At 70.6% G+C, this 20,983-nt stretch carries 22 protein-coding genes and 1 riboswitch; of the genes, 8 read left to right on the forward strand and 14 right to left on the reverse strand.

Annotated elements, in window-relative coordinates; translation table 11 throughout:
* Positions 1-435 precede the first annotated feature (435 nt).
* The 3 genes from ACFYMU_RS14965 to ACFYMU_RS14975 are packed head-to-tail and all read right to left on the reverse strand — an operon-like array spanning position 436 to position 2,202.
* On the reverse strand, positions 436-723 hold the full coding sequence (locus ACFYMU_RS14965) for an MAE_28990/MAE_18760 family HEPN-like nuclease (protein ID WP_388372920.1): 288 nt from the start codon (positions 721-723) through the stop codon (positions 436-438).
* Between the two features lie 13 nt (positions 724-736).
* Positions 737-1,096: an MAE_28990/MAE_18760 family HEPN-like nuclease gene (locus ACFYMU_RS14970; RefSeq protein WP_388372756.1), complete on the reverse strand. Its 360-nt coding sequence runs from the start codon at positions 1,094-1,096 to the stop codon at positions 737-739.
* Positions 1,097-1,098: 2 nt separating this feature from the next.
* Positions 1,099-2,202: a DUF262 domain-containing protein gene (locus tag ACFYMU_RS14975; protein WP_388372757.1), complete on the reverse strand. Its 1,104-nt coding sequence runs from the start codon at positions 2,200-2,202 to the stop codon at positions 1,099-1,101.
* A 216-nt stretch (positions 2,203-2,418) separates the two neighbouring features.
* On the opposite strand from ACFYMU_RS14975, the gene ACFYMU_RS14980 reads away from it, so the two are divergent.
* The 5 genes from ACFYMU_RS14980 (at position 2,419) to ACFYMU_RS15000 (ending at position 8,318) form a co-directional block, all read left to right on the forward strand.
* Complete coding sequence (locus tag ACFYMU_RS14980; RefSeq protein ID WP_388372759.1) at positions 2,419-3,045, forward strand: hypothetical protein; 627 nt, start codon at positions 2,419-2,421, stop codon at positions 3,043-3,045.
* Between the two features lie 173 nt (positions 3,046-3,218).
* On the forward strand, positions 3,219-4,325 hold the full coding sequence (rlmN, locus tag ACFYMU_RS14985; RefSeq protein WP_388372760.1) for a 23S rRNA (adenine(2503)-C(2))-methyltransferase RlmN: 1,107 nt from the start codon (positions 3,219-3,221) through the stop codon (positions 4,323-4,325).
* Positions 4,326-4,357: 32 nt separating this feature from the next.
* A riboswitch (TPP riboswitch) is annotated at positions 4,358-4,463 on the forward strand.
* Between the two features lie 74 nt (positions 4,464-4,537).
* Positions 4,538-5,629 (forward strand): thiamine ABC transporter substrate binding subunit, encoded by a 1,092-nt coding sequence (locus ACFYMU_RS14990; RefSeq protein ID WP_388372762.1) that lies wholly within the window; start codon positions 4,538-4,540, stop codon positions 5,627-5,629.
* Entirely contained in the window at positions 5,605-7,284 is a 1,680-nt protein-coding gene (locus ACFYMU_RS14995) for an ABC transporter permease (RefSeq protein ID WP_388372764.1), read from the forward strand. Before ACFYMU_RS14990 ends, ACFYMU_RS14995 begins: the two co-directional genes overlap by 25 nt.
* A gap of 2 nt (positions 7,285-7,286) precedes the next feature.
* On the forward strand, positions 7,287-8,318 hold the full coding sequence (locus tag ACFYMU_RS15000; RefSeq protein ID WP_388372766.1) for an ABC transporter ATP-binding protein: 1,032 nt from the start codon (positions 7,287-7,289) through the stop codon (positions 8,316-8,318).
* A 66-nt stretch (positions 8,319-8,384) separates the two neighbouring features.
* On the opposite strand, the gene ACFYMU_RS15005 is transcribed toward ACFYMU_RS15000, so the two are convergent.
* The 6 genes from ACFYMU_RS15005 to ACFYMU_RS15030 form a co-directional block, all read right to left on the reverse strand.
* Complete coding sequence (locus ACFYMU_RS15005) at positions 8,385-9,062, reverse strand: LAETG motif-containing sortase-dependent surface protein (protein ID WP_388372767.1); 678 nt, start codon at positions 9,060-9,062, stop codon at positions 8,385-8,387.
* 226 nt (positions 9,063-9,288) lie between these two features.
* Complete coding sequence (locus ACFYMU_RS15010; protein ID WP_388372769.1) at positions 9,289-9,696, reverse strand: VOC family protein; 408 nt, start codon at positions 9,694-9,696, stop codon at positions 9,289-9,291.
* Positions 9,697-9,818: 122 nt separating this feature from the next.
* Positions 9,819-11,051: a hypothetical protein gene (locus ACFYMU_RS15015; RefSeq protein ID WP_388372771.1), complete on the reverse strand. Its 1,233-nt coding sequence runs from the start codon at positions 11,049-11,051 to the stop codon at positions 9,819-9,821.
* A complete protein-coding gene (locus ACFYMU_RS15020; protein ID WP_388372772.1) occupies positions 11,033-11,770 on the reverse strand; it encodes an ABC transporter ATP-binding protein in 738 nt (245 codons plus the stop codon). Before ACFYMU_RS15020 ends, ACFYMU_RS15015 begins: the two co-directional genes overlap by 19 nt.
* A gap of 230 nt (positions 11,771-12,000) precedes the next feature.
* Positions 12,001-13,383, reverse strand: coding sequence for an aspartate aminotransferase family protein (locus ACFYMU_RS15025; protein WP_388372774.1), 1,383 nt, complete (start codon positions 13,381-13,383; stop codon positions 12,001-12,003).
* A complete protein-coding gene (locus ACFYMU_RS15030; RefSeq protein WP_388372922.1) occupies positions 13,368-13,886 on the reverse strand; it encodes an Lrp/AsnC family transcriptional regulator in 519 nt (172 codons plus the stop codon). The genes ACFYMU_RS15025 and ACFYMU_RS15030 overlap by 16 nt, the downstream gene beginning before the upstream one ends.
* A 171-nt stretch (positions 13,887-14,057) precedes the next feature.
* Between ACFYMU_RS15030 and ACFYMU_RS15035 the strand changes: the two genes are divergently transcribed.
* Positions 14,058-15,497: a gamma-aminobutyraldehyde dehydrogenase gene (locus ACFYMU_RS15035; protein WP_388372776.1), complete on the forward strand. Its 1,440-nt coding sequence runs from the start codon at positions 14,058-14,060 to the stop codon at positions 15,495-15,497.
* Between the two features lie 168 nt (positions 15,498-15,665).
* On the opposite strand, the gene ACFYMU_RS15040 is transcribed toward ACFYMU_RS15035, so the two are convergent.
* The 3 genes from ACFYMU_RS15040 to ACFYMU_RS15050 form a co-directional block, all read right to left on the reverse strand.
* Complete coding sequence (locus tag ACFYMU_RS15040; protein WP_388372778.1) at positions 15,666-16,310, reverse strand: DUF305 domain-containing protein; 645 nt, start codon at positions 16,308-16,310, stop codon at positions 15,666-15,668.
* Between the two features lie 86 nt (positions 16,311-16,396).
* Positions 16,397-16,789, reverse strand: a complete 393-nt coding sequence (locus tag ACFYMU_RS15045; protein WP_388372780.1) for a DUF6153 family protein — start codon at positions 16,787-16,789, stop codon at positions 16,397-16,399.
* A 303-nt stretch (positions 16,790-17,092) separates the two neighbouring features.
* Entirely contained in the window at positions 17,093-17,413 is a 321-nt protein-coding gene (locus tag ACFYMU_RS15050; protein ID WP_388372782.1) for a cupredoxin domain-containing protein, read from the reverse strand.
* Positions 17,414-17,517: 104 nt separating this feature from the next.
* Between ACFYMU_RS15050 and ACFYMU_RS15055 the strand changes: the two genes are divergently transcribed.
* Entirely contained in the window at positions 17,518-18,078 is a 561-nt protein-coding gene (locus ACFYMU_RS15055) for a hypothetical protein (RefSeq protein WP_388372784.1), read from the forward strand.
* Here the strand turns inward: ACFYMU_RS15055 and ACFYMU_RS15060 are convergent.
* The gene (locus tag ACFYMU_RS15060) at positions 18,068-18,790 is read right to left on the reverse strand and encodes a glycerophosphodiester phosphodiesterase (protein ID WP_388372786.1); all 723 of its coding nucleotides are present in this window, start codon (positions 18,788-18,790) and stop codon (positions 18,068-18,070) included. The two genes, ACFYMU_RS15055 and ACFYMU_RS15060, sit on opposite strands and share 11 nt — an antisense overlap.
* Before the next feature lie 65 nt (positions 18,791-18,855).
* Positions 18,856-19,914, reverse strand: a complete 1,059-nt coding sequence (locus ACFYMU_RS15065) for an adenosine deaminase (RefSeq protein ID WP_388372788.1) — start codon at positions 19,912-19,914, stop codon at positions 18,856-18,858.
* Positions 19,915-20,078: 164 nt separating this feature from the next.
* Between ACFYMU_RS15065 and ACFYMU_RS15070 the strand changes: the two genes are divergently transcribed.
* Positions 20,079-20,972, forward strand: a complete 894-nt coding sequence (locus ACFYMU_RS15070) for a DUF4190 domain-containing protein (protein WP_388372790.1) — start codon at positions 20,079-20,081, stop codon at positions 20,970-20,972.
* Positions 20,973-20,983: the final 11 nt, after the last annotated feature.

Consider the following 20,983-nt stretch of genomic DNA (forward strand, 5'->3'; position numbering starts at 1 on the left):
TTCCTGTGACGCCGGTCGGCACAAGCGTAGCCGTGCACCTACTCCGTGAGTAGATCCGTCCTGATCGAGACGATCACTGAGAGCGAGCGCGGTAGGACTTTCCCTACGTTCATCAAGCCCGCGCACGGCGCGGGTGCGCGCCGCCTCTGCGGCGCGGCCTGCCTCCTGTCTGCGCCCCGGCTGGCCGCGCCCGGCGGCGCGCTACGTGCAGCGGGCAGAGCAGAGAAAACCCTCTGTGGCTGGGGCGGTCGACTCCACGGCTTTAGGCAGCCACTTTGGGGCGAGCCTCTAAGATCATGGCCCCAACGTCGTGCTTTACCGGGCAGGTCCACAGACTGCCCGACGCGCCGGAAGCTTACGGGGCCATGATCACTCGCCCCAAAGCAGCTCCAGCCCAAAGCCGCTCCGCCGACCTCGCGACGTCGCGCCACAGACTTACTGGGAATTTCTCCGATACCTCTGCTCTTGCGCGTGCAGCATGATCGTAGATCGAATCTCGGTCAGCATCGACATTACTTCATCGTGCAACGTATCGAACTCGTCGGGATTTGGATAGTAATCTCGACCATGCGCAATGGCATTTCGACCGTCGCAGAGAGTTCGGTCGATGAGGTTATTCTTTGTAAGAAAGATAGCCGGGTCGAGCCCGATGCACTCCAGGATATCCGAGAGCACTGTCGACCGTAGATTGGACTTCGTGTCGACAATGGTGTCACGCGGTATGCGAGCACGGGCGTTATGCGGGAGTGCGCACGGCCTCCATGAGGGCCATCATCGCCGACTCATCACCGGAAGCGGACCGACGATTCAGTTGGTCAAGCACGACTTTCAGGAGACCGTCGTTCAATTCACCTACTTTCAAACGCCGCTTCGCTACGTAGTCCACATAGGCCTGACAGGATTCCTTGACGTAGCCCTCCCAGTGGGCGTACAGCAGAGCGATACCGCTACGCGCTAAGGCTCGGGTCAAGGGTGAGTGGGCTGAATTCCTGTAGGTGGCCCGGATTTGAGATTTCAGCGTCTGTAGTTCAATGCGACGCCAAGCCAGCGCATTGTCTAGTCGGTCCTCTAGCTCCCCGATTGTTCTGACTGCCACAGTCAGTCCGCAGAGGAGAAGTACCGACGGGCGTTGAGGATCAGCCTAGGGACCCGGCGACGTGGGCTAACGCCGGTGCCCGAATTCTCCCGGAATTCCGGTGCGACCCAAACAGAATGCACCCGTTGAGCCAGCCGGGCGGCATTGTCTTCCCAGAAGTCAATATTCGATGCTACGCCCGAGGTGACGAACTCGAAGGAGGAAATCGAGAACGGTCCAAGACTCTTCACGCCATTGAAGCGTCGGAAGGCATCTTCGCCTAGCTGCTCGTTCAAGAGCTTGAATGTGCGCTGGAAGAGCTCAACGTCAATGGGTGAATCGCCTGCACTGTACGACTGGGCAGCGTCGCGCATCCATCGCGTCAGATACTCGCCGTATTCAAGCGGGAGTTCAGTATGCGATCCAGTGAAGGCTGCCTGGCAGAAGAATCGCAAAACGAGCTCTTGTCGGTATGCCTGACCTTCTTTCTGGTCCGACAGGGGGACGCAATCCTTGAAGTTGATGTTTTCGGAAAGCTCAGAAATTCTACTGAACATGTCCGAGTTGAGCATTACGAGGAGACAGTTTCGTGCTTCCTGGGGGGAAAGTTGAGCCCCTGAGTTTAGACGCTGGAAGAGGTCATATTTTGCGTTTTCATCTGACTCCTTCCGGATGATGCGGAATTCGAGCTTGGCGCGCTTGAAGTCCCTCCGCATTGCGTCGGTGAAGACGTTTCCGCTCTCGGTTGCAACCTCCCAGGTGTAGCCTTCGAGGGCCGGAAGATATTCCGTGGGCTGGAGCACCAGAGGCTGTGCCAGTCGACCTTCATGGTCGCGGTAAACACCCACGAACTGAAAGATGGTGGACAGTCGCTGCACACCGTCGATGATGTCCCAAATGCCGTCTCCTCGTTGCGAGACGAAGATCGGCGGGATGGGGATGCCGAGGAGAATGGATTCGATGAGTCGCGACTTTTGATCGTCGTTCCACCTGAAAATCCGCTGGAATTCAGGATGGACATCAATGTCCCCATCCTTGTAAAGAGAGAGCACCTCACCGATGGACATCGGGTACCCATCGGTGTGAATCTCTTTTGCCTTAGAGGCGATTTGCGCTTCCAGCGACATTTAACCCTCAACTCTCTGACCGTCGTTCCGACATGCTAGCGGGCTCAGCCTCTAAGCGGGCTGGAGCAGGATGATCCGCCTTCAATCGGTTCTACCGCTACGACAGGACTGTGGCGCGGTTCTGCCTCTGTCATGGTGGCCGAATCGCCCCCTTGTGGGTCCTTCGCGTGGCTGTCACACAGTTGAGAAGCGGACGATCCGAGGAGAGGACGCCTCATGTGCGAGTTGAGTGGTGATCTGGCTGTGCCGTCGGACTGGGCAACCGAGCGGTTCGGGCGGCACGCCGGCGCGCTCGCCGTCGCGGTGCCACTGCAACTGGCCAAGGCACACTCGAAGGCTCACGCGGCGCACATTGCGGCGGGGCTAAAGAAGCGGAGCCCCTACGGTGTGGCCCTGGTCGGGGCTGTGCGTGAGGGCCTGGCGGACGCGGCGCGGGAGTTGGGGGAGTCCGTACGGGACGTACGAGGGTACGAGTACGCCGTGATCAACGAGCACGCGCTCTTTCCCTTCAGGTACGCGGACAAGCTGCGGCCCCTAGATCGCGCACGGTTGCCTGCCAATGCGTCGCCGACTCGCCGACGGCTGTTCCGGGCCCATGGGCCGCAGGCTCCAGACGGGCTGTTCGAGGTCGACGCCGGCCTGGCAACGGAGGAGTACCTGGGACTGCACGAGGCGTTCGAGGAGCTGGGGGCCTCCACGAGGCTCGTCTGCGTGTTCTTCACGGCCGACGCGGAGAACGGCATCCATGTCATCCACTGGGGAGAGGCTCACCTCGAACCGGACCGCACCTTCACGTGGCTATACAAGGAACAGCTCCCGGTCGCTCCCATGCCGCTTGAGTGACGGGTGTCGGTCGGCGGAGCAGCTTCCGATCTCCGCTCCCGGCTCGGTTCATTCCTGGGCCGTCCCTGGGCCGTCCGAGGCCGCTCAGCAGCGACCGGTGGCGACTACTAACGACAGTCGTAGCGAGCGACAGCCCCAGGTCACCCGACTGGATCTGCGACACTGGACGCACCATGCCCAAGCCCGGAGAACTGACCTTCACCGCGCCGCGCGAAGCCAAGAAGCCGCCGCGGCACCTCGCCGACCTCACGCCCGCCGAGCGCAAGGAGGCGGTCGCCGCGATCGGTGAGAAGCCGTTTCGCGCCAAGCAGCTCGCGCAGCACTACTTCGCGCGGTATGCGCACGACCCCGAGCAGTGGACCGACATCCCTGTCTCCTCCCGCGCCGGGCTCCAGGAGGCGCTGCTGCCGGAGCTCATGACGGTCGTCCGGCATCTGTCGACCGACCGGGGCACGACCCGCAAGACGCTGTGGCGGCTGTTCGACGGGACGCTCGTCGAGTCCGTGCTGATGCGCTACCCCGACCGGGTCACCATGTGCATCAGCTCGCAGGCGGGCTGCGGGATGAACTGCCCCTTCTGCGCCACGGGGCAGGCCGGCCTCGACCGCAACCTGTCCACCGCCGAGATCGTGCACCAGATCGTGGACGGCATGCGAGCGCTGCGCGACGGCGAGATCCCGGGCGGTCCGGCGCGGCTGTCCAACATCGTCTTCATGGGCATGGGCGAGCCCCTGGCCAACTACGGGCGGGTCGTCGGCGCCATCCGTGCCCTCACCGCCCCCGCCCCGGACGGGCTCGGGCTGTCCCAGCGCGGGATCACCGTGTCGACGGTGGGCCTGGTGCCGGGCATCCACCGCCTCACCGACGAGGGCCTCAAGTGCCGGCTCGCCATCTCGCTGCACGCCCCGGACGACGAGCTGCGGGACACCCTCGTCCCGGTCAACACGCGGTGGAAGGTGCGCGAGGTGCTGGACGCCGGGCTGGAGTACACCGCCAGGTCCGGGCGCCGGCTGTCCATCGAGTACGCGCTGATCCGGGACATCAACGACCAGGCGTGGCGCGGCGATCTGCTCGGTCGGCTGCTCAAGGGCAAGCCCGTGCACGTCAATCTGATCCCGCTGAACCCCACGCCCGGCTCCCGGTGGACCGCCTCGCGGCCCGAGGACGAGAAGGCGTTCGTCGAGGCGATCGCCGCCTACGGGGTACCGGTCACCGTCCGGGACACCCGGGGCCAGGAGATCGACGGAGCGTGCGGGCAGCTGGCGGCCGGCGAGCGGTAGGACGGTAGTCTGACCCCCGTAAGCACATCTTCATATTCCGACAGGGGAGCGCCACAGCGCTGAGAGTGCGGGAACGACCGCAGACCCTCTGAACCTCGCCCAGGTCATTCTGGGTAGGAAGTTCGGTCTCCATTCAGGCTGTTGCGCCCTGCCCGGGTCCGCTCCGCGTTCCCGGGCGGGGCCGCGTCTCTTCCTGGTCACCTCCAGGAGGAATGTCAGTGAACAACATCGGCAGGCAGTTCGCGGCCGCGGTCGTCGGGCTGGGCATGGTCACGCTGTCCGCGTGCGGCTCGTCCGGCTCCACCGGCGGCAGCGGCGGCGACTCCACGACCGTGACCCTCGTCAGCCACGACTCGTGGGCCGCGTCCAAGAGCGTCGTCGCGGCCTTCGAGAAGGAGTCCGGCTACCGCGTCCGGGTCCTCAAGGACGGCGACGCGGGACAGGCCGTCAACAAGGCGATCCTCACCAAGGACAACCCGCAGGGCGACGTCTTCTTCGGCGTCGACAACACGCTGCTGTCCCGGGCGCTCGACAACGGGCTGTTCCAGCCGTACCGGGCCGAGGGCCTCGACCGAGTCGGCGGGCAGTACCAGCTCGACCGCGACAAGCACCGGGTCACACCGGTCGACTTCGGCGACGTCTGCGTCAACTACGACAAGAAGTACTTCGCCGACCACAGGCTGGCCCCGCCCGCCTCCTTCGACGACCTCACCAAGCCCGCGTACAGGAACCTGCTCGTCACCGAGAACGCCGCCACCTCCTCGCCCGGCCTCGGCTTCCTGCTCGGCACGGCCGCCCGGTACGGCGACCGGGGCTGGCCGGAGTACTGGAAGAAGCTCAAGGCCAACGGCGTGAAGGTGGTCGACGGCTGGGAGCAGGCGTACGACCAGGAGTTCTCCGGATCCGCCGGCGGCAGGAAGGCGGGCGGCGACCGGCCGCTCGTCGTCTCGTACGCATCCTCCCCGCCCGCCGAGGTCGTCTACGCCGAGCCCCGCCCGAAGACGGCGCCCACCGGTGTCGCCGACGGCACCTGCTTCCGGCAGATCGAGTTCGCGGGCCTGCTGAGCAACGCGCACAACACCAAGGGCGGCAAGGCGTTCCTCGACTTCCTGATCGGCACGAGGTTCCAGCAGGACATGCCGCTCAACATGTTCGTGTACCCGGTGGTGAAGGGCGCCGCGGTGCCCGCCGAGTTCACCGCGTACGGGCCCGCGGCGAAGGACCCCGAGACCATGGCCCCGGCCGAGGTCGCCGCCCACCGCGACCAGTGGGTCAAGGCATGGACCTCGCTCGTACTGAAGTAGCTCGTACCGAAGGAGACCCGAGGAGGCGCGGGAACGCGGCGCGGTGGGGGCTCATCGCCCTGCCGGTCGCGTTCTTCGCGCTCTTCTTCGCCTACCCCGTCGCCGCGATCGTCGCCCGTGGCCTCCACGCCGACGGGGCGTGGCACCCCGGGGCCGTCGTGGACGTCCTCGCGCAGCCCGGCATGCGGCACGTGCTGTGGTTCACCACCTGGCAGGCGCTGGCCTCGACCGCCCTGACGCTCCTCGTCGCGCTCCCCGGTGCCTACGTCTTCGCCCGCCTCGCGTTCCCGGGCAAGGAGGTGCTGCGCGCCGTCGTCACCGTCCCGTTCGTGCTGCCGACCGTCGTGGTCGGCACGGCCTTCCTCGCCCTCGTCGGCCGTGGCGGACTCCTCGACGACCTGTGGGGCGTCCGGCTCGACACCACCGTGTGGGCCGTCCTGCTCGCCCATGTCTTCTTCAACTACGCGGTCGTCGTCCGCACGGTCGGCGGTCTGTGGGCGCAGCTCGACCCGCGCCAGGAAGAGGCCGCGCGCGTCCTCGGCGCCTCCCGGTTCGCGGCCTGGCGGCAGGTGACCCTGCCCGCGCTTGGCCCGGCCCTGGCGGCCGCCGCCCTGATGGTGTTCCTCTTCACGTTCACCTCGTTCGGCGTGGTGCAGATCCTCGGCGGCCCCGCCTTCTCCACGCTGGAGGTCGAGATCTACCGCCAGACCTCGGAGATCTTCGACCTGTCCACGGCCGCCGTGCTGACGCTCGTCCAGTTCGCGGCGGTGGGCGCGATCCTCCTCGCGCACGCGTGGACCGTGCGCCGCCGCGAGAGCGCGCTGCGCCTGGTCGATGCCTCCCGCACCGCGCGCAGGCCGCACGGGGCGGGCCAGTGGGCGCTGCTCGCCTCCGTCCTGCTCACCGTGGGCGTGCTGCTGGTGCTGCCGCCGGCCGTCCTCGTCCTGCGGTCGTTCGACGCCCCCGGTCTCGGCTACTACGCGGCGCTGACCCGCACGGACGGCGGAACCTTCCTCGTCCCGCCCCTCGACGCGGTCGGCACCTCGCTGCGGTACGCCGTCGCCGCCACGCTCATCGCCGTGCTGATCGGGAGCCTGGCCGCCGCGGCCCTCGCCCGCAGGGACGCCGGGCGTCTGGTCCGCGGCCTCGACGCGCTGCTGATGCTGCCGCTCGGCGTGTCCGCCGTCACCGTCGGCTTCGGGTTCCTGATCGCCCTCGACCGGCCGCCGCTCGACCTGCGCGGCTCATGGATCCTGGTGCCGCTCGCGCAGGCGCTGGTGGGCGCCCCCTTCGTGGTGCGCACCATGCTGCCCGTGCTGCGGGCCGTGGACGAGCGGCTGCGGGAGGCGGCGGCCGTGCTCGGGGCCTCGCCGTGGCGGGTGTGGCGGGAGGTCGACCTGCCGATCGTGCGGCGGGCGCTGCTGATCGCGGCCGGGTTCGCGTTCGCCGTGTCCCTGGGCGAGTTCGGGGCGACCGTCTTCATCGCACGGCCGGGCAACCCGACCCTGCCGGTGGCCGTCGCGCGTCTGCTCGCACGGCCGGGTGATCTCAACTACGGCCAGGCCATGGCCCTCTCGACGATCTTGATGGTGGTGTGCGCGATGGCGTTGCTGGTCCTGGAACGGCTGCGCACCGACCGGGCGGGGGAGTGGTGACGATGCTCAGGCTCGAGCGGGCGACCGTGCGTCTCGCGGGGCGCGCCGTCCTCGACGGAGTCGGCCTCGACGTCGCCGAGCACGAGGTGGTGTGTGTGCTGGGGCCGAGCGGCAGCGGCAAGTCGACGCTGCTGCGCACGGTGGCCGGGCTGCAACTCCTCGACGCGGGACGGGTGATCCTGGACGGCCGGGCCCTGGACGGGGTGCCCGCGCACCGGCGCGGGGTCGGGCTGATGTTCCAGGACCACCAGCTGTTCCCGCAGCGTGACGTGGGCGGCAACGTCGCCTTCGGGCTCCGTATGCACGGTGTGGCGCGCGCCGAACGGGACGCGCGCGTCGGTGAGCTGCTGCGCCTGGTCGGGCTGCCGGGGGCCGCGCGCAGGGCCGTCGCCTCGCTCTCCGGAGGCGAACAGCAGCGTGTCGCGCTCGCCCGCGCCCTCGCGCCCCGGCCGCGGCTGCTCATGCTGGACGAACCGCTGGGCCAGCTCGACCGGTCCCTGCGCGAACGCCTGGTCGTCGAACTGCGTGATCTGTTCGGGCGGTTGGGCACCACGGTGCTCGCCGTCACCCACGACCAGGGCGAGGCGTTCGCGCTCGCCGACCGGGTCGTCGTGATGCGTGACGGACGGATCGCCCAGTCCGGTACGCCCCTCGATGTGTGGCAGCGGCCCGCGGACGAGTTCGTGGCGCGGTTCCTCGGCTTCGACAACGTGGTGCCGGCGACCGTCTCCGGCCGGGTGGCGGACACGCCGTGGGGCAGACTCCCGGTCCCCGAGGGCTCCCCGCAGGGGGCGGGCGCACTGCTGGTCCGGCCCGCCGGCGTACGGCTGGTGGACGCGGCCGAGGGCCTGCGCTGCACCGTCGCCGCGCGCACCTTCCGCGGCACCCATGTCACCGTGCGGCTGCTGCCCGGCGAGGCGCCGGAGCTGGAGGCGGCCTGTGCCCTGCGGGAGGCGCCGGAGGCCGGGGACGAGGTCGGAGTGGTGTTCGAGGCGGCCGAGACCGTGGTGCTCGCAACCGGCGGATCCGGGTGACCGCTCAGCACGACGGCCCGCCCCGGGCAGGGGACGGGCCGTCGGCCGCTGGAAACCGATGGGGCGTCAGTCGGCCTTCGTGGCGCCGCGACGGCGCATGCCGAAGAACACCGCGCCACCGCCGATGACGACCAGGCCACCGGCGACACCGGCGATCAGGGGCGTGCTGGAGCTGGCGCCGGTCTCGGCCAGGTTGGAGCTGCCGGCCGCGGGCGAGGGGGAGTTGTCCACGGTGGTGGCGGGGGCCGTGCTGCCGGACTGCGACGGCGTGGCCGACGGGGTCGTGGACGACGACGGCGTCTCCGACGGCTTCGGGGTCTGGGTGGCCGGCGGGGTGGTCTCGCTCTTGCACGCCTCGGACGGCGTGGTCAGGCCCGACTTGACGTCCTCGTCGACGATGTTGCCGGCCTTGATGTGGATGCGGTACTGCGCGTTCGGCGCCCAGTCCTCGGAGAAGGTGACGGTGGCGCCCTCGCGGGTGCCGGTGACGGTCTGCTCGCCGACCTTCTTGGCGTCCGCGCCGTTCGACTCCAGGTAGACCGTCACGGTCGCCTCCTTGCCGGAGGCGTCCTTGTCGGTGACGGTGATGACGCCCTTCCCGTTGCCGTCGCAGGACGCAGCGGCCGAGAAGTCACGGATGTTGCAGGCGAGTGCGTTGCCGGCCACACCGAGCGCGAGCGCGGCGGTGGCGGAGGCGACGCCGAGAATGCGCACCGATCGTGCGGTGCGGGAGGATATGGTCACGATGGCCCTTCGCGGGATGCGCAACTGCGGGGGGTGGGGGGACCGTTGCTGCTGCAACAGCGTCCCCAGGAGAATCACAGGTCTATAAGCGTCGGCTAAGTGCTGTCAACGCCGATGTCCGGCATGACGGTCGCCTTTGCCCTCTCATTAACCATGGCCGCGTTTGAACGCTGTCCGGGCCTGCCCTCGACTTCCCGCCGTCGCCGCGCCGTTCACCCGGCCGGGCTCAGCCCTGGACCGCCGCCGGGTCCATCCACACGATCTCCCAGGTGTGGCCGTCCAGATCGTCGAACGTGCGGCCGTACATGAAGCCGTGGTCCGTCGCCTCCCGGCTGCTCGTGCCGCCCGCCGCGATCGCCGTGTCGACCAGTTCGTCGACCTTCTCGCGGCTCTCGGCGCTCAGACAGACCAGCACCTCACTGGTCTTGGTGGCGTCCGCGATCTCCTTGGCCGTGAAGTCGGCGTAGCGCTGCCTGCTCAGCAGCATCGCGACGATCGTGTCGCTGATGACGACGCAGGCGCAGTCGTCCGTCGTGAACTGCGGGTTGAGCGAGTAGCCCAGCTCCGTGAAGAACTTCTTCGAGGCGTCGACGTCGGCGACCGGAAGGTTAACGAAGATCATCTGCTGGTACATGAGCGGTCTCTCCCGAGGTGTGGTGGGTCGTACGCAGAGATGGACCGCGCGGCGGTGCGGAACTCATCGGTGGCCGCGGAAATTCTTCCGGCCGGAAGGCTCCCGGCCCTGAGAGGGCGCGCTCAGCTCGCGAGCGGCACGGCCGCCAACTCGGCGACCACCCAGGTCAGGGGGGCGAACACCGCGACGAGCACGCCCGCGCGCAGCAGCGCCGCGGTGCGCAGCACCGTCGCCGGCGCACCCAGCCGCACCAGCGCGGCCACCGTGTCGGCGTGTGTCTGCCGCGCCTCGACGCTCGCCGTCGCCAGCGTGGCGAGCGTGCAGCCCGCCACGAGCACCGCGCCCAGCGTGGTGAGCGGCCCGAACGAGGGGCGGGCGTCGGCGTACGCCGCCATCGCGTACGTCCCCGACGCCACGGCGCACACCACACCGAGCGGCCGCCCGATCCGCCGCGCGTCCTCCTGGAGGCCGCGCCCGGCCAGCAGCCGCAGCGCACCGGGACGCACGGCCTGCAGCAGCCGGCCGCACAGATGCGCGACCGCGGGCGCGGCCAGCACGAGCCCCAGCGCGGTCAGCGCCCAGCCCGCCGACACCCCCACCTGTCCGCTCGGCAGCCCGCCGGACAGGTGGAGGGCCGGACCCGGGCGGCTCGCGTAGGCCTCCACGGCGAGTCCGGCGGCCAGGGCGGCCACGCCCCACGGCAGGCCGCCCGGAGCGGGCCGGGGCGCGGTGGGCGGATCCGGTACCGGGGTCTCGTCCGGGCCGGAGGGTGGTGCGTCCGGGGTGCCGTCGCCGCCGGGCGCGGTCCGTGCCCGGCCGCGCCGCCCGGCCGGGCGCGGACCGCCGTTCCCGGGGCGCAGGGCCAGCGCCGCGGCCGTGGACGCCGCGATCGGCACCAGCGACAGCAGCGTCAGCGCCGCGGGCAGCGGCAGCGGCCGGTCCGCGGCGAGGAACCCCGCCGCGGCGCCGCCGAACGGCAGGCCCGGCAGATCACCTCGCAGATGCAGGAAGACCAGCAGTGCCAGCAGCGAGCCGAGCAGGGTCGACAGGGCCGTGGTCACCGCGGAGAGGGCCGTCAGCCGGGCCGGGCCGAGGCCGATCGCCGCGAGGCCGGAGCGCGGGCGGGTGCCCGGATCGGTACGGGCGACCGCCACCGCGAAGTACACCGTGGCGGCCCCGGGGGCGGCGCACCAGGCCAGCCGCAGCGCCGAGCCGCCCGGCGCGTCGGGGTGCCCCATCGCGTGTCCGAGGGTGCACAGCAGCAGGAAGCCCGTGCCCGCCGAGGCCGCTGCGACCAGGAGCCGGCGGAGCTGGAGGAGGGGGTGGGCCCCCCGGGCTAGGCGGAGAGCGAGCACGCGGCCCGGCCTTCTGCCTCGGCCACCGGGGGCAGGTGCACGGTGCTGACGCGGCGTCCGTCGAGCAGGGACACCGTGCGGTCGGCCAGGGCCGCCTCCTGCGCCTGGTGGGTGGTGAGGACGACGGTGATGCCGTGCGAGCGGGCCGCCGTGGTGAGGGTGCGCAGCACCTGCGCCCCGTCGCCCTGGTGCAGCGCGGCGGTCGGCTCGTCCGCGAAGAGCACGGTCGGGCAGGTGGCGAGTGCCCGGGCGACGGCGACCCGTTGCCGCTGGGCCTGGACGAGCCGGTGCGGGCGCGTGCGGGCGTGCTCGCCGATGTCGAGGCGCTCCAGCCACTCCAGCGCGACGGCCTTGGCCCGGCGGCGGCTCGTGCCGCGCAGCATCAGCGGCAGGGCCGTGTTCTCCCAGGCGTTCAGACCGGGTACGAGGAGGGGCGTCGTGTCGATCCAGCCGAAGCGGTCGCGCCGCAGCCGTTCGCGGGCCGCCGGTCCCAGGGTGTGCACCGGTGTGCTGTTGAACCAGACCTCGCCCTCCTGGGCGGGGAGCAGCCCGGCGAGGCACTGGAGCAGGGTCGTCTTGCCGCTGCCGCGGGGACCCGTGACGGCCAGGATCTCGCCCTCGCGCACCTCCAGCGAGACGCCGCAGAGCGCGGGTGAGCCGTTGTGCTGGATGTGCAGGGCGCGTGCCCAGAGCACGTCGTTGTCCGGCGGGGCCACCATCGCGTACACCTCGGTTCGGTTCCGTCGGCCCGCGCGGTCCCCCGTCCGGGGGAGCCGTTCGGGGGACGAAGGCAGGGCCGATCACTCAAGGGCACGCTAGGCAGCGCGCGCCGCGAGCCCGGACAGCAAACGGCCCCGGACCGCCGTTTCTCACTCCAACGGTCGGCTCGGGGCCGTTTCTGATCATCCGGAAGGCAGACCGGAACCATGGACGCCGGGCGTCCGCCGGCTCACAGCTTCGTCCACGCCTCCGTCAGCGTCGCGCGCAGGATCGCCTCGATCTCGTCGAACGTCCCCTGGTCGGAGATCAGCGGCGGGGCGAGCTGGACGACCGGGTCGCCGCGGTCGTCGGCCCGGCAGTACAGGCCGTTGTCGTACAGGGCCTTGGAGAGGAAGCCGTACAGGACGCGCTCGGTCTCCTCCTCGTTGAAGCTCTCCTTGGTCGCCTTGTCCTTGACCAGTTCGATGCCGTAGAAGAAGCCGTTGCCGCGGACGTCGCCGACGATCGGCAGGTCGTGCAGCTTCTGCAGGGTCGAGAAGAAGGCGGCCTCGTGGTCGAGCACGTGCTGGTTGAGGCCCTCACGCTCGAAGATGTCGAGGTTGGCGAGACCCACCGCGGCCGACACCGGGTGGCCGCCGAAGGTGTAGCCGTGCAGGAAGGTGTTGTCGCCCTGGTAGAACGGCTCGGCCAGGCGGTCGGAGATGATGCACGCGCCGATCGGGGAGTAGCCCGACGTCATACCCTTGGCGCAGGTGATCATGTCCGGGACGTAGTCGAACTTGTCGCAGGCGAACATCGTGCCCAGGCGGCCGAAGGCGCAGATCACCTCGTCCGACACGAGCAGTACGTCGTACCGGTCGCAGATCTCGCGCACCCGCCGGAAGTAGCCGGGCGGGGGCGGGAAGCAGCCGCCGGCGTTCTGCACCGGCTCCAGGAAGACCGCGGCCACCGTGTCCGGGCCCTCGAAGAGGATCTGCTGCTCGATCTGGTCGGCGGCCCAGCGGCCGAACGCCTCCGGGTCGTCGCCGAAGATCGGGGCGCGGTAGATGTTGGTGTTCGGGACCTTGTGCGCGCCCGGCACCAGCGGCTCGAAGGGGGCCTTCAGGGCCGGCAGGCCGGTGATGGACAGGGCGCCCTGCGGGGTGCCGTGGTAGGCGACCGCGCGGGATATGACCTTGTGCTTGGTGGGCTTGCCGACCAGCTTGAAGTACTGCTTGGCGAGCTTCCAGGCGGTCTCGACCGCCTCGCCGCCGCCCGTGGTGAAGAAGACCTTGTTCAGATCGCCCGGCGCGTAGCCGGCGAGGCGCTCCGCCAGCTCGACGGCCTTGGGGTGGGCGTAGGACCACACGGGGAAGAACGCCAGCTCCTGCGCCTGCTTCAACGCCGTCTCGGCCAGCTCGGTGCGGCCGTGGCCCACCTGGGTCACGAACAGGCCGGACAGACCGTCGATGTAGCGCTTGCCCTTGTCGTCGTAGATGGAGACGCCTTCGCCCCGGACGATGGTGGGAACGGGCGCGTTCTCGTACGAGGACATGCGGGTGAAGTGCATCCACAGGTGGTCGTACGCGGTCTTGCTGAGGTCCTTGGTGCTCACGGCTATCGGGTTCCCCACATGTAGGTCTGCTTCTTGAGCCTGAGGTAGACGAAGCTCTCGGTGGAGCGCACTCCGGGGAGGGCCCGGATGCCCTTGCTGATGACGTCCAGCAGGTGGTCGTCGTCCTCGCAGACGATCTCCACCATCAGGTCGAACGAGCCTGCGGTCATCACCACGTACTCGCATTCGGACATGGCGGCCAGCGCGTCGGCGACGGACTCCACGTCGCCCTCGACGTTGATGCCGACCATCGCCTGTCGGCGGAACCCCACGGTGAGCGGGTCCGTGACGGCGACGATCTGCATCACGCCCTGGTCGAGCAGCTTCTGGACGCGCTGGCGCACGGCCGCCTCGGAGAGGCCGACGGCCTTCCCGATCGCGGCGTACGGCCGGCGGCCGTCCTCCTGGAGCTGCTCGATGATGGCGAGGGAGACGGCGTCCAACTGGGGGGTGCCGCCGCTCCTGGACTCGCGGGAGTCCTTCTGGTCTGCGTTTCGACTGGCCACCACCTCACTGTGCACGACGTCTCGGCAGTTTCGCAAGGCTCGATCGATGAAATTCGTTGTCTGTGTGCGGCAAGCCTGCGGATTTCGCAGCTTCCATGGGATTGGGGGTGTTGAAAACGTGGGACCACGCACTAGGGTGGGTGTCTCAGCGATTGGACACCCGAAACTGAGCTGGGAGGGCCCGCAGTGAGCACCGAGCTGCGTCGTCTGCGCAACTACATCGACGGCGAATTCCGTGACGCCGCCGACGGACGGACCACCGAGGTGGTCAACCCCGTGACCGGCGAGGCGTACGCGACCGCGCCGCTGTCCGGGCAGGCGGACGTCGACGCCGCGATGGCGGCCGCCGCTGCGGCCTTCCCCGCCTGGCGGGACACCACGCCCGCCGAGCGCCAGAAGGCTCTCCTCAAGATCGCGGACGCGTTCGAGGAGCGGGCCGAGGAGCTGATCGCGGCCGAGGTCGAGAACACGGGCAAGCCGACCGGGCTGACCCGGTCGGAGGAGATCCCGCCGATGGTCGACCAGATCCGCTTCTTCGCGGGTGCGGCCCGCATGCTCGAAGGCCGTTCGGCCGGCGAGTACATGGAGGGGATGACCTCCATGATCCGCCGCGAGCCCGTGGGCGTCTGCGCGCAGGTGGCGCCGTGGAACTACCCGATGATGATGGCGGTGTGGAAGTTCGCCCCGGCGATCGCGGCGGGCAACACGGTCGTCCTGAAGCCGTCGGACACCACGCCGGCGTCCACGGTCCTGATCGCCGACATCATCGGCTCGATCCTGCCCAAGGGCGTCTTCAACGTCATCTGCGGCGACCGTGAGACGGGCCGCATGATGGTGGAGCACCCGACCCCGGCGATGGCCTCGATCACCGGCTCGGTGCGCGCCGGTATGAACGTCGCCGAGTCCGCGTCCAAGGACCTCAAGCGCGTCCACCTGGAGCTGGGCGGCAAGGCGCCGGTCGTCGTCTTCGAGGACACCGACATCGCCAAGGCCGTCGAGGACATCTCCGTGGCCGGCTTCTTCAACGCCGGCCAGGACTGCACGGCCGCCTGCCGTGTCCTGGTCCACGAGTCCATCCACGACGAGTTCGTGGCCGCGCTCGCGAAGGCCGCCGCCGAGACGAAGACCGGCCTGCCGGACGACGAGGACGTGCTCTACGGGCCCCTCAACAACCCGAACCAGCTGGCGCAGGTCTCCGGCTTCATCGAGCGCCTGCCCGCGCACGCCAAGGTCGAGGCCGGCGGCCAGCGGGTCGGCGACAAGGGCTACTTCTTCGCGCCGACCGTGGTCTCGGGCCTCAAGCAGGACGACGAGATCATCCAGAACGAGGTCTTCGGGCCGGTCATCACCGTCCAGTCCTTCACGGACGAGGCGCAGGCCGTCGAGTACGCGAACGGCGTCGACTACGCCCTCGCCTCCTCGGTGTGGACGAAGGACCACGCGCGCGCCATGCGCCTGTCCAAGGCCCTCGACTTCGGCTGCGTGTGGATCAACACGCACATCCCGCTGGTGGCCGAGATGCCGCACGGCGGCTTCAAGAAGTCCGGCTACGGCAAGGACCTGTCGGCCTACGGCTTCGACGACTACACGCGGGTCAAGCACGTGATGACGTCGCTGGACGCGTAGGCGCCACCCCGCCCTCACCGCGGCCCCGGACGGGACTCCTCCCGTCCGGGGCCGCGGCGTCCCGCGGCACGGCGGCGGACACTCCGTCCGGGACCGCGGCACCCGCTCACCGGCCGTACGCGTGCGGCGGGCCCGGGGCACGGCACGCGTCGCGTACGGCCGTCGCCGTCAGCCCTTGCCGAGCAGCTTGTCCATCTCGGTGATCTCGGCGGTCTGCGAGGTGATGATCCCGCCGGCCATGGAGGTGGCGGGCCCGTACGCGCCCTTGTCCTGCTCGGTGGTGGCCATCGCGACCGCGCCCTTGTGGTGCTCGACCATCATGGTCAGGAACATGGTGTCGAAGTCCTTGCCGGACGCCTTCTTCAGCCGGTCCATGTCCTGGACGGTCATCATCCCGGGCATGCCCGAGTGGCCGGAGTGGTCCATGCCGGGCATGGATCCCATGGAGCCGTCGGACGCCGGCACGTCCTCGCCCCAGGACCTCAGCCAGCCCGTCATGGCGGTGATCTCCGGGTCCTGCGCCTTCTCGATGCGCGAGGCCAGGTCCTTGACCTGGGCGGAGGACGCCCGGCCGGCGGCGAGCCGCGCCATCTCCAGGGCCTGCCGGTGGTGCGGGATCATGCCCTGCGCGAAGGACACGTCCTGGGTGGTGTGCGCTCCGGCGTGGGTACCGGTGCTCGCGGACGACGACGCCGAGCCGCCGCCGGAGTGGCTGCCGTCGCTGTCGCCGCCGCAGGCGGCGAGGACCACCGCGGCGGTGGCGGTGGCCGTGGCCAGGGCGGCGCGACGGACGAGGACACGTGACACGGTCATGCTGGAACTCCTGCGGTGTGAAAGGAAAGTGGATCCGGGCGTGCGTGGGCGCCGGGCGGGAGTGCGACCCGGTGCCGTGGCGGCCTCTAGATCCGCAGGAGTTGGAGTTCGGCCAGAGACGGTGGCGCGCGTCCGCCGTCAGGAGCCGCGGCCGGGTGGGCGCGCACGGCACCGGTGGGCGCGGGACGGACCGTCGGATCGGGCGTGAGCGCGGGCGGCTGCGGGGCCTCGCCGACGGCGGCCGCCGCGCAGGTGGTGTCCGCGTGCTGCGCATGGCTTCCACCGCAGTGACCGTCGGCGCAGTCGCCGTCCACGGCCGCGGCGGCCGGCACGGGCCGGGCGTGGGCGTGGTGCGGGGCGATGCCTCCGGGGGCGAGGGCGTGCATGCCCAGGAGCCCGGCCAGCAGGCCCAGCACGAGCAGCGCCGTCCACCGCCGCACGGGCGGTCGCGGTGGCTGGTGCTGCTCACGACTCTGCATCGGGATCATCCTAGGCGGAAGGGAGCGGATGCCCGGTGACGAGCCCCCGCGCATACGGCTGTACGGCTGTACGGGTGGGAGCGGGACCGTGTTCACTCCGTGGGGGTGCCCGAGGCGTCGGCCCGACCCCCTCGAAGTAGACCTCGCGCAGGTCCGCCGGCAGCGGTCGCGGCGCCAGGGTGACCAGCACGCTGTAGCCGTACGCCGCCTAAGTGCCCAGCGTGATAAGGGAGTTCATGTCGGCGTCGCGGTGGCGCAGGGTCAGTCGGCCGATGCGGTGGATCGGCCACCCGGTGTAGAACATCACCGGGGTGACCACTCGGGGCGCAGGCGCACGGTGGTGCGCTGGAAGGCGGGCAGCCCCGCACTGACCCGTAGGCCGGGGAAGACGACGCGGTCGGTGCACTCACCGGACTCCTGCCGGTCGAAGACGAGCTCCACCGGCACGCCCTGCCGCACCCGGATCACCGCGGGACGGTAGCCGCCCCGCACGGTCACCTCGGCCCGCTGCACCCCGCCCTCCAGGCGTGCGCCGCGAGCGCGGCACGGGCCGAAGAAGAACCAGCCCAGGGCGCCGATCGGCACGGCGGCCAGAACCACCACGACGATCTCCGCGGTGTCCACGGCAGACCTTCCCTCCGTCCGCCCCCTCTCAAGCGCCTGCTGATCACGTCCCAAGGCGAGGGGGCATTTTTGAACGTGTTCAATTCAAGGCGTACGCTCCTCGCATGAGCGACAGAGCCGCCCTGCTGAAGGGCATCCGCGTCTGGTTGGTTCTCTTCGTCGTGTGTCTGGTGCTCAGTGGCGCCACCGCCTTCCCCCTCGTGCACGAGCTGCACTGGGCCGAGGATCTGCTCACCTCCCTGTCGGTGCCGCAGCACCTCCCCGCCCTCACGGACTGGATCGAGCGGGTGCGCCGCGGACTCGACGCCACCGATGCCGAACAGCCCTTCGTCCTGTACGGAACGGACTGGCTGGCGTTCGCGCACCTCGTGATCGCGGTGGCCTTCTACGGGTCCTACCGCGACCCCGTCCGCAACATCTGGGTGGTGGAGTTCGCGATGATCGCCTGCGCGGGCGTCATCCCGCTGGCCCTCATCTGCGGGCCGATCCGCGGGATCCCCTTCTGGTGGTCGCTGATCGACATGTCCTTCGGGGTCTTCGGCGTGATCCCGCTGTACGTGCTCCGCAGGAAGATCAAGCGGCTGGAGGCTCTGACGGCACCGGCACCGGCACCGGCACCGGCACCGGCACCGCCCGCCGCTCCGGCCGGGGCCGTCAGCGGGTGACCGTCCGGGCGGCCGTGTGGTGACGCGCCTCGCCGCCGCGCACCGCGCGCAGCGCGTCGAGGCGGTTCGTCGTGATCGAGTCCACGCCCATGGCGAGGAGGCGGCGCATGGAGCGCCTGGTGTCGGGCGTCCAGGCCGACACCAGGTAGCCCGCGCGCTGCGTCCGGGCGGTCAGCTCCTTGCTGAGGAGGCCGAAGCGGTAGTTGAGCCAGCGCGGGCGCACCGCGTCGAGCAGGGCGGGCCGCGGCGGGGCGAGGGTCGTCCAGGTCAGGGCGATCTCCGCCGAGGGAGCGGCGGCCCGGACGGCCAGCATGGTCTGCGCCCCCGCGCAGTAGTACACCCGCTCCTCGGCCCCGCACTCCCGGACGACACCCACGACCCGGCGGACGGCGCGGACCGAGGGCGTGCCGGGCAGGTCGATCATGACGCGGCTCCCGTGGGTCGCCGCCAGGGCGTCCGCCAGCGTCGGCACCCGGCCCGCCGTCAGCCCCGCCACCTCGGCGGAGGAGAGGGCGGTGAGCGGCCGGTCCCGCGCCCACAGCCGCTTCAGCGTCTCGTCGTGCAGGAGCACGGGGACGCCGTCACGGGTGAGCCGTACGTCGATCTCGACCGCGTCCGCGCCCCGGTGGAGCGCGGAACGCACCGAGTCGATCGTGTTCTCGCGGTGGCGGTAGGGGTCGCCGCGATGGGCCACGGCGGTCACGGTTCGCATGGGCCCATTGTGGCGGCGGGACGCCGCACGGCGCCCCGCCGGGGGTGCCGGGACGGCGGGGGCGGTCAGGGTGCGAGCCGGGCCGCGGTGTAGGCGTCGATCTCGGCCGTCAGCGTCGCCTTGCCCTCGGCGTCGAGGAAGGACGACTCGACCGCGTTCTTGGCCAGGTCCGCCAGACCCCGCTCGTCGAGGTCGAGCAGCCGTGCGGCGACCGCGTACTCGTTGTTGAGGTCGGTGCCGAACATCGGCGGGTCGTCGGAGTTGATGGTGACGAGGACGCCCGCACGCACGAACTCCTTGAGGGGGTGCTCGTCGAGGGTGCGGACGGCGCGGGTCGCGACGTTGGAGGTCGGGCAGACCTCCAGCGGGATGCGGTGCTCGGCCAGGTGCGCCAGCAGCTTCGGGTCCTGGGCGGACGTGGTGCCGTGCCCGATGCGCTCGGCCCGCAGCTCGCCGAGGGCGTCCCAGACCGTCTCGGGCCCGGTCGTCTCGCCCGCGTGCGGCACGGACCGCAGTCCGGCGGCCCTGGCCCGGTCGAAGTACGGCTTGAACTGCGGCCGCGGAACGCCGATCTCGGGTCCGCCGAGCCCGAAGGAGACGAGCCCCTCGGGGCGCAGCCGGTCGTCGGTGGCGAGCCGGATCGTCTCCTCCGCGGACTCGAGGCCGGCCTCGCCCGGTATGTCGAAGCACCAGCGCAGAACGGTGCCGAACTCGGCCTCCGCCGCCTTGCGGGCGTCCTCGATGGCGTCCATGAAGGCGCGTTCGTCGATGCCACGACGGGTGGAGGAGAAGGGGGTGACGGTCAGCTCGGCGTAGCGGACCTGCTGCCGGGCCATGTCGCGGGCGACCTCGTACGTCAGCAGCCGCACGTCCTCGGGAGTCCGGATGAGGTCGACGACCGACAGGTACACCTCGATGAAGTGGGCGAAGTCCGTGAAGGAGAAGTAGTCGACGAGGGCCTCGGGGTCGGTGGGCACCCTGGAGTCGGGGTGGCGGGCGGCCAGTTCCGAGACGATGCGGGGGGAGGCGGAGCCGACGTGGTGCACATGGAGTTCGGCCTTGGGCAGCCCGGCGATGAAGGCGCTGAGATCGCGCGCGGCGGCGGGGTCGCGGTGGTCGGTCAAGGTCCCTCCCCGGGAACGGCGTCCCCGCACCGGGTTCGGGCGGGACGCGGGTGATCGGCTGATCGGTGACTCGGGGATCATCGTAGAGCGCGGCGATGCCGGGGAGGCGTGGACCGTAGCATGACGGGACGTACGACAGGCGTACGACGGAGGGGACCCCACGCATGTCCGACGACGCGCAGGCGCAGCCGGGATCGCCGCAGAACGCCGCCCCGGGCCCGTGGGCTTCCCCGGGTGACGACACGGCACCGGCACCGGCCGAGGTCTCCCTCGACAAGCCCGCCGCCGCCCCGCGTCCCGCGCCGGACCCGTGGGCGCCGCCCGCCGGCCAGGCGCCCGGCGCGGGCACCGCCACTCCGGGCGGGCCGGTCTCCGCGGGCCCCCCGGACACCGCGGCCCTCGGCGGCGCGCCGTCCGTGCACGACCAGCACACGGTCGTCTCCCTGCCCGGCTCCGAGGCCCCGGCGGGGCCATGGAGCGCTCCGTTCGCCCCGCCGGGCCCCGCCCCCTCCACGCCGGGCGGCCCCGCGGTGGGCGCGCTCCCGCCGTTCGGCGGGCCCACGCCCGGCGCCCTTGCCGACCCCTTCGCCCCGCCCGCCGCCGGTGAGCCCGTGCCGCCACCGCCCATCGGCCCCGAAGGCCCCGGGCAGCCGCCGTACGCCTACCCCGCTCACCCCGGCTATCCGGGGTACGGCCCCGGGGGAGGCGCTGTCGGCTACGGCTGGCCGGGGACGCCGTTCATGCCGAGCAACGGCTTGGGCACCGCCTCGATGGTCCTGGGGATCGTCTCCGCCGCGGTGTTCTGCCTGTGGCCGGTGGCCATCGTCGTGGGCGTGCTCGCCGTGATCTTCGGCATCATCGGCCGCCGCAAGGCCCGCCGCGGCGAGGCGACGAACGGGGGCATGGCCCTGGCCGGCCTGATCTGCGGAGCGGTCGGCGTCGCCCTCGGCATCGGGCTTTTCGCCGTGATCCTGACCGCCCCGAACAACAATGACGATCCCTGGTTCGCCCCGGAGGACGGCTACTCGATGTCCCTGACGGCCCACCGGCTCGGCTAGTGCTGTGGCCG

It is taken from the genome of Streptomyces sp. NPDC007264, assembly GCF_042869095.1.
In the GTDB taxonomy this organism is placed as follows: Bacteria; Actinomycetota; Actinomycetes; order Streptomycetales; family Streptomycetaceae; genus Streptomyces.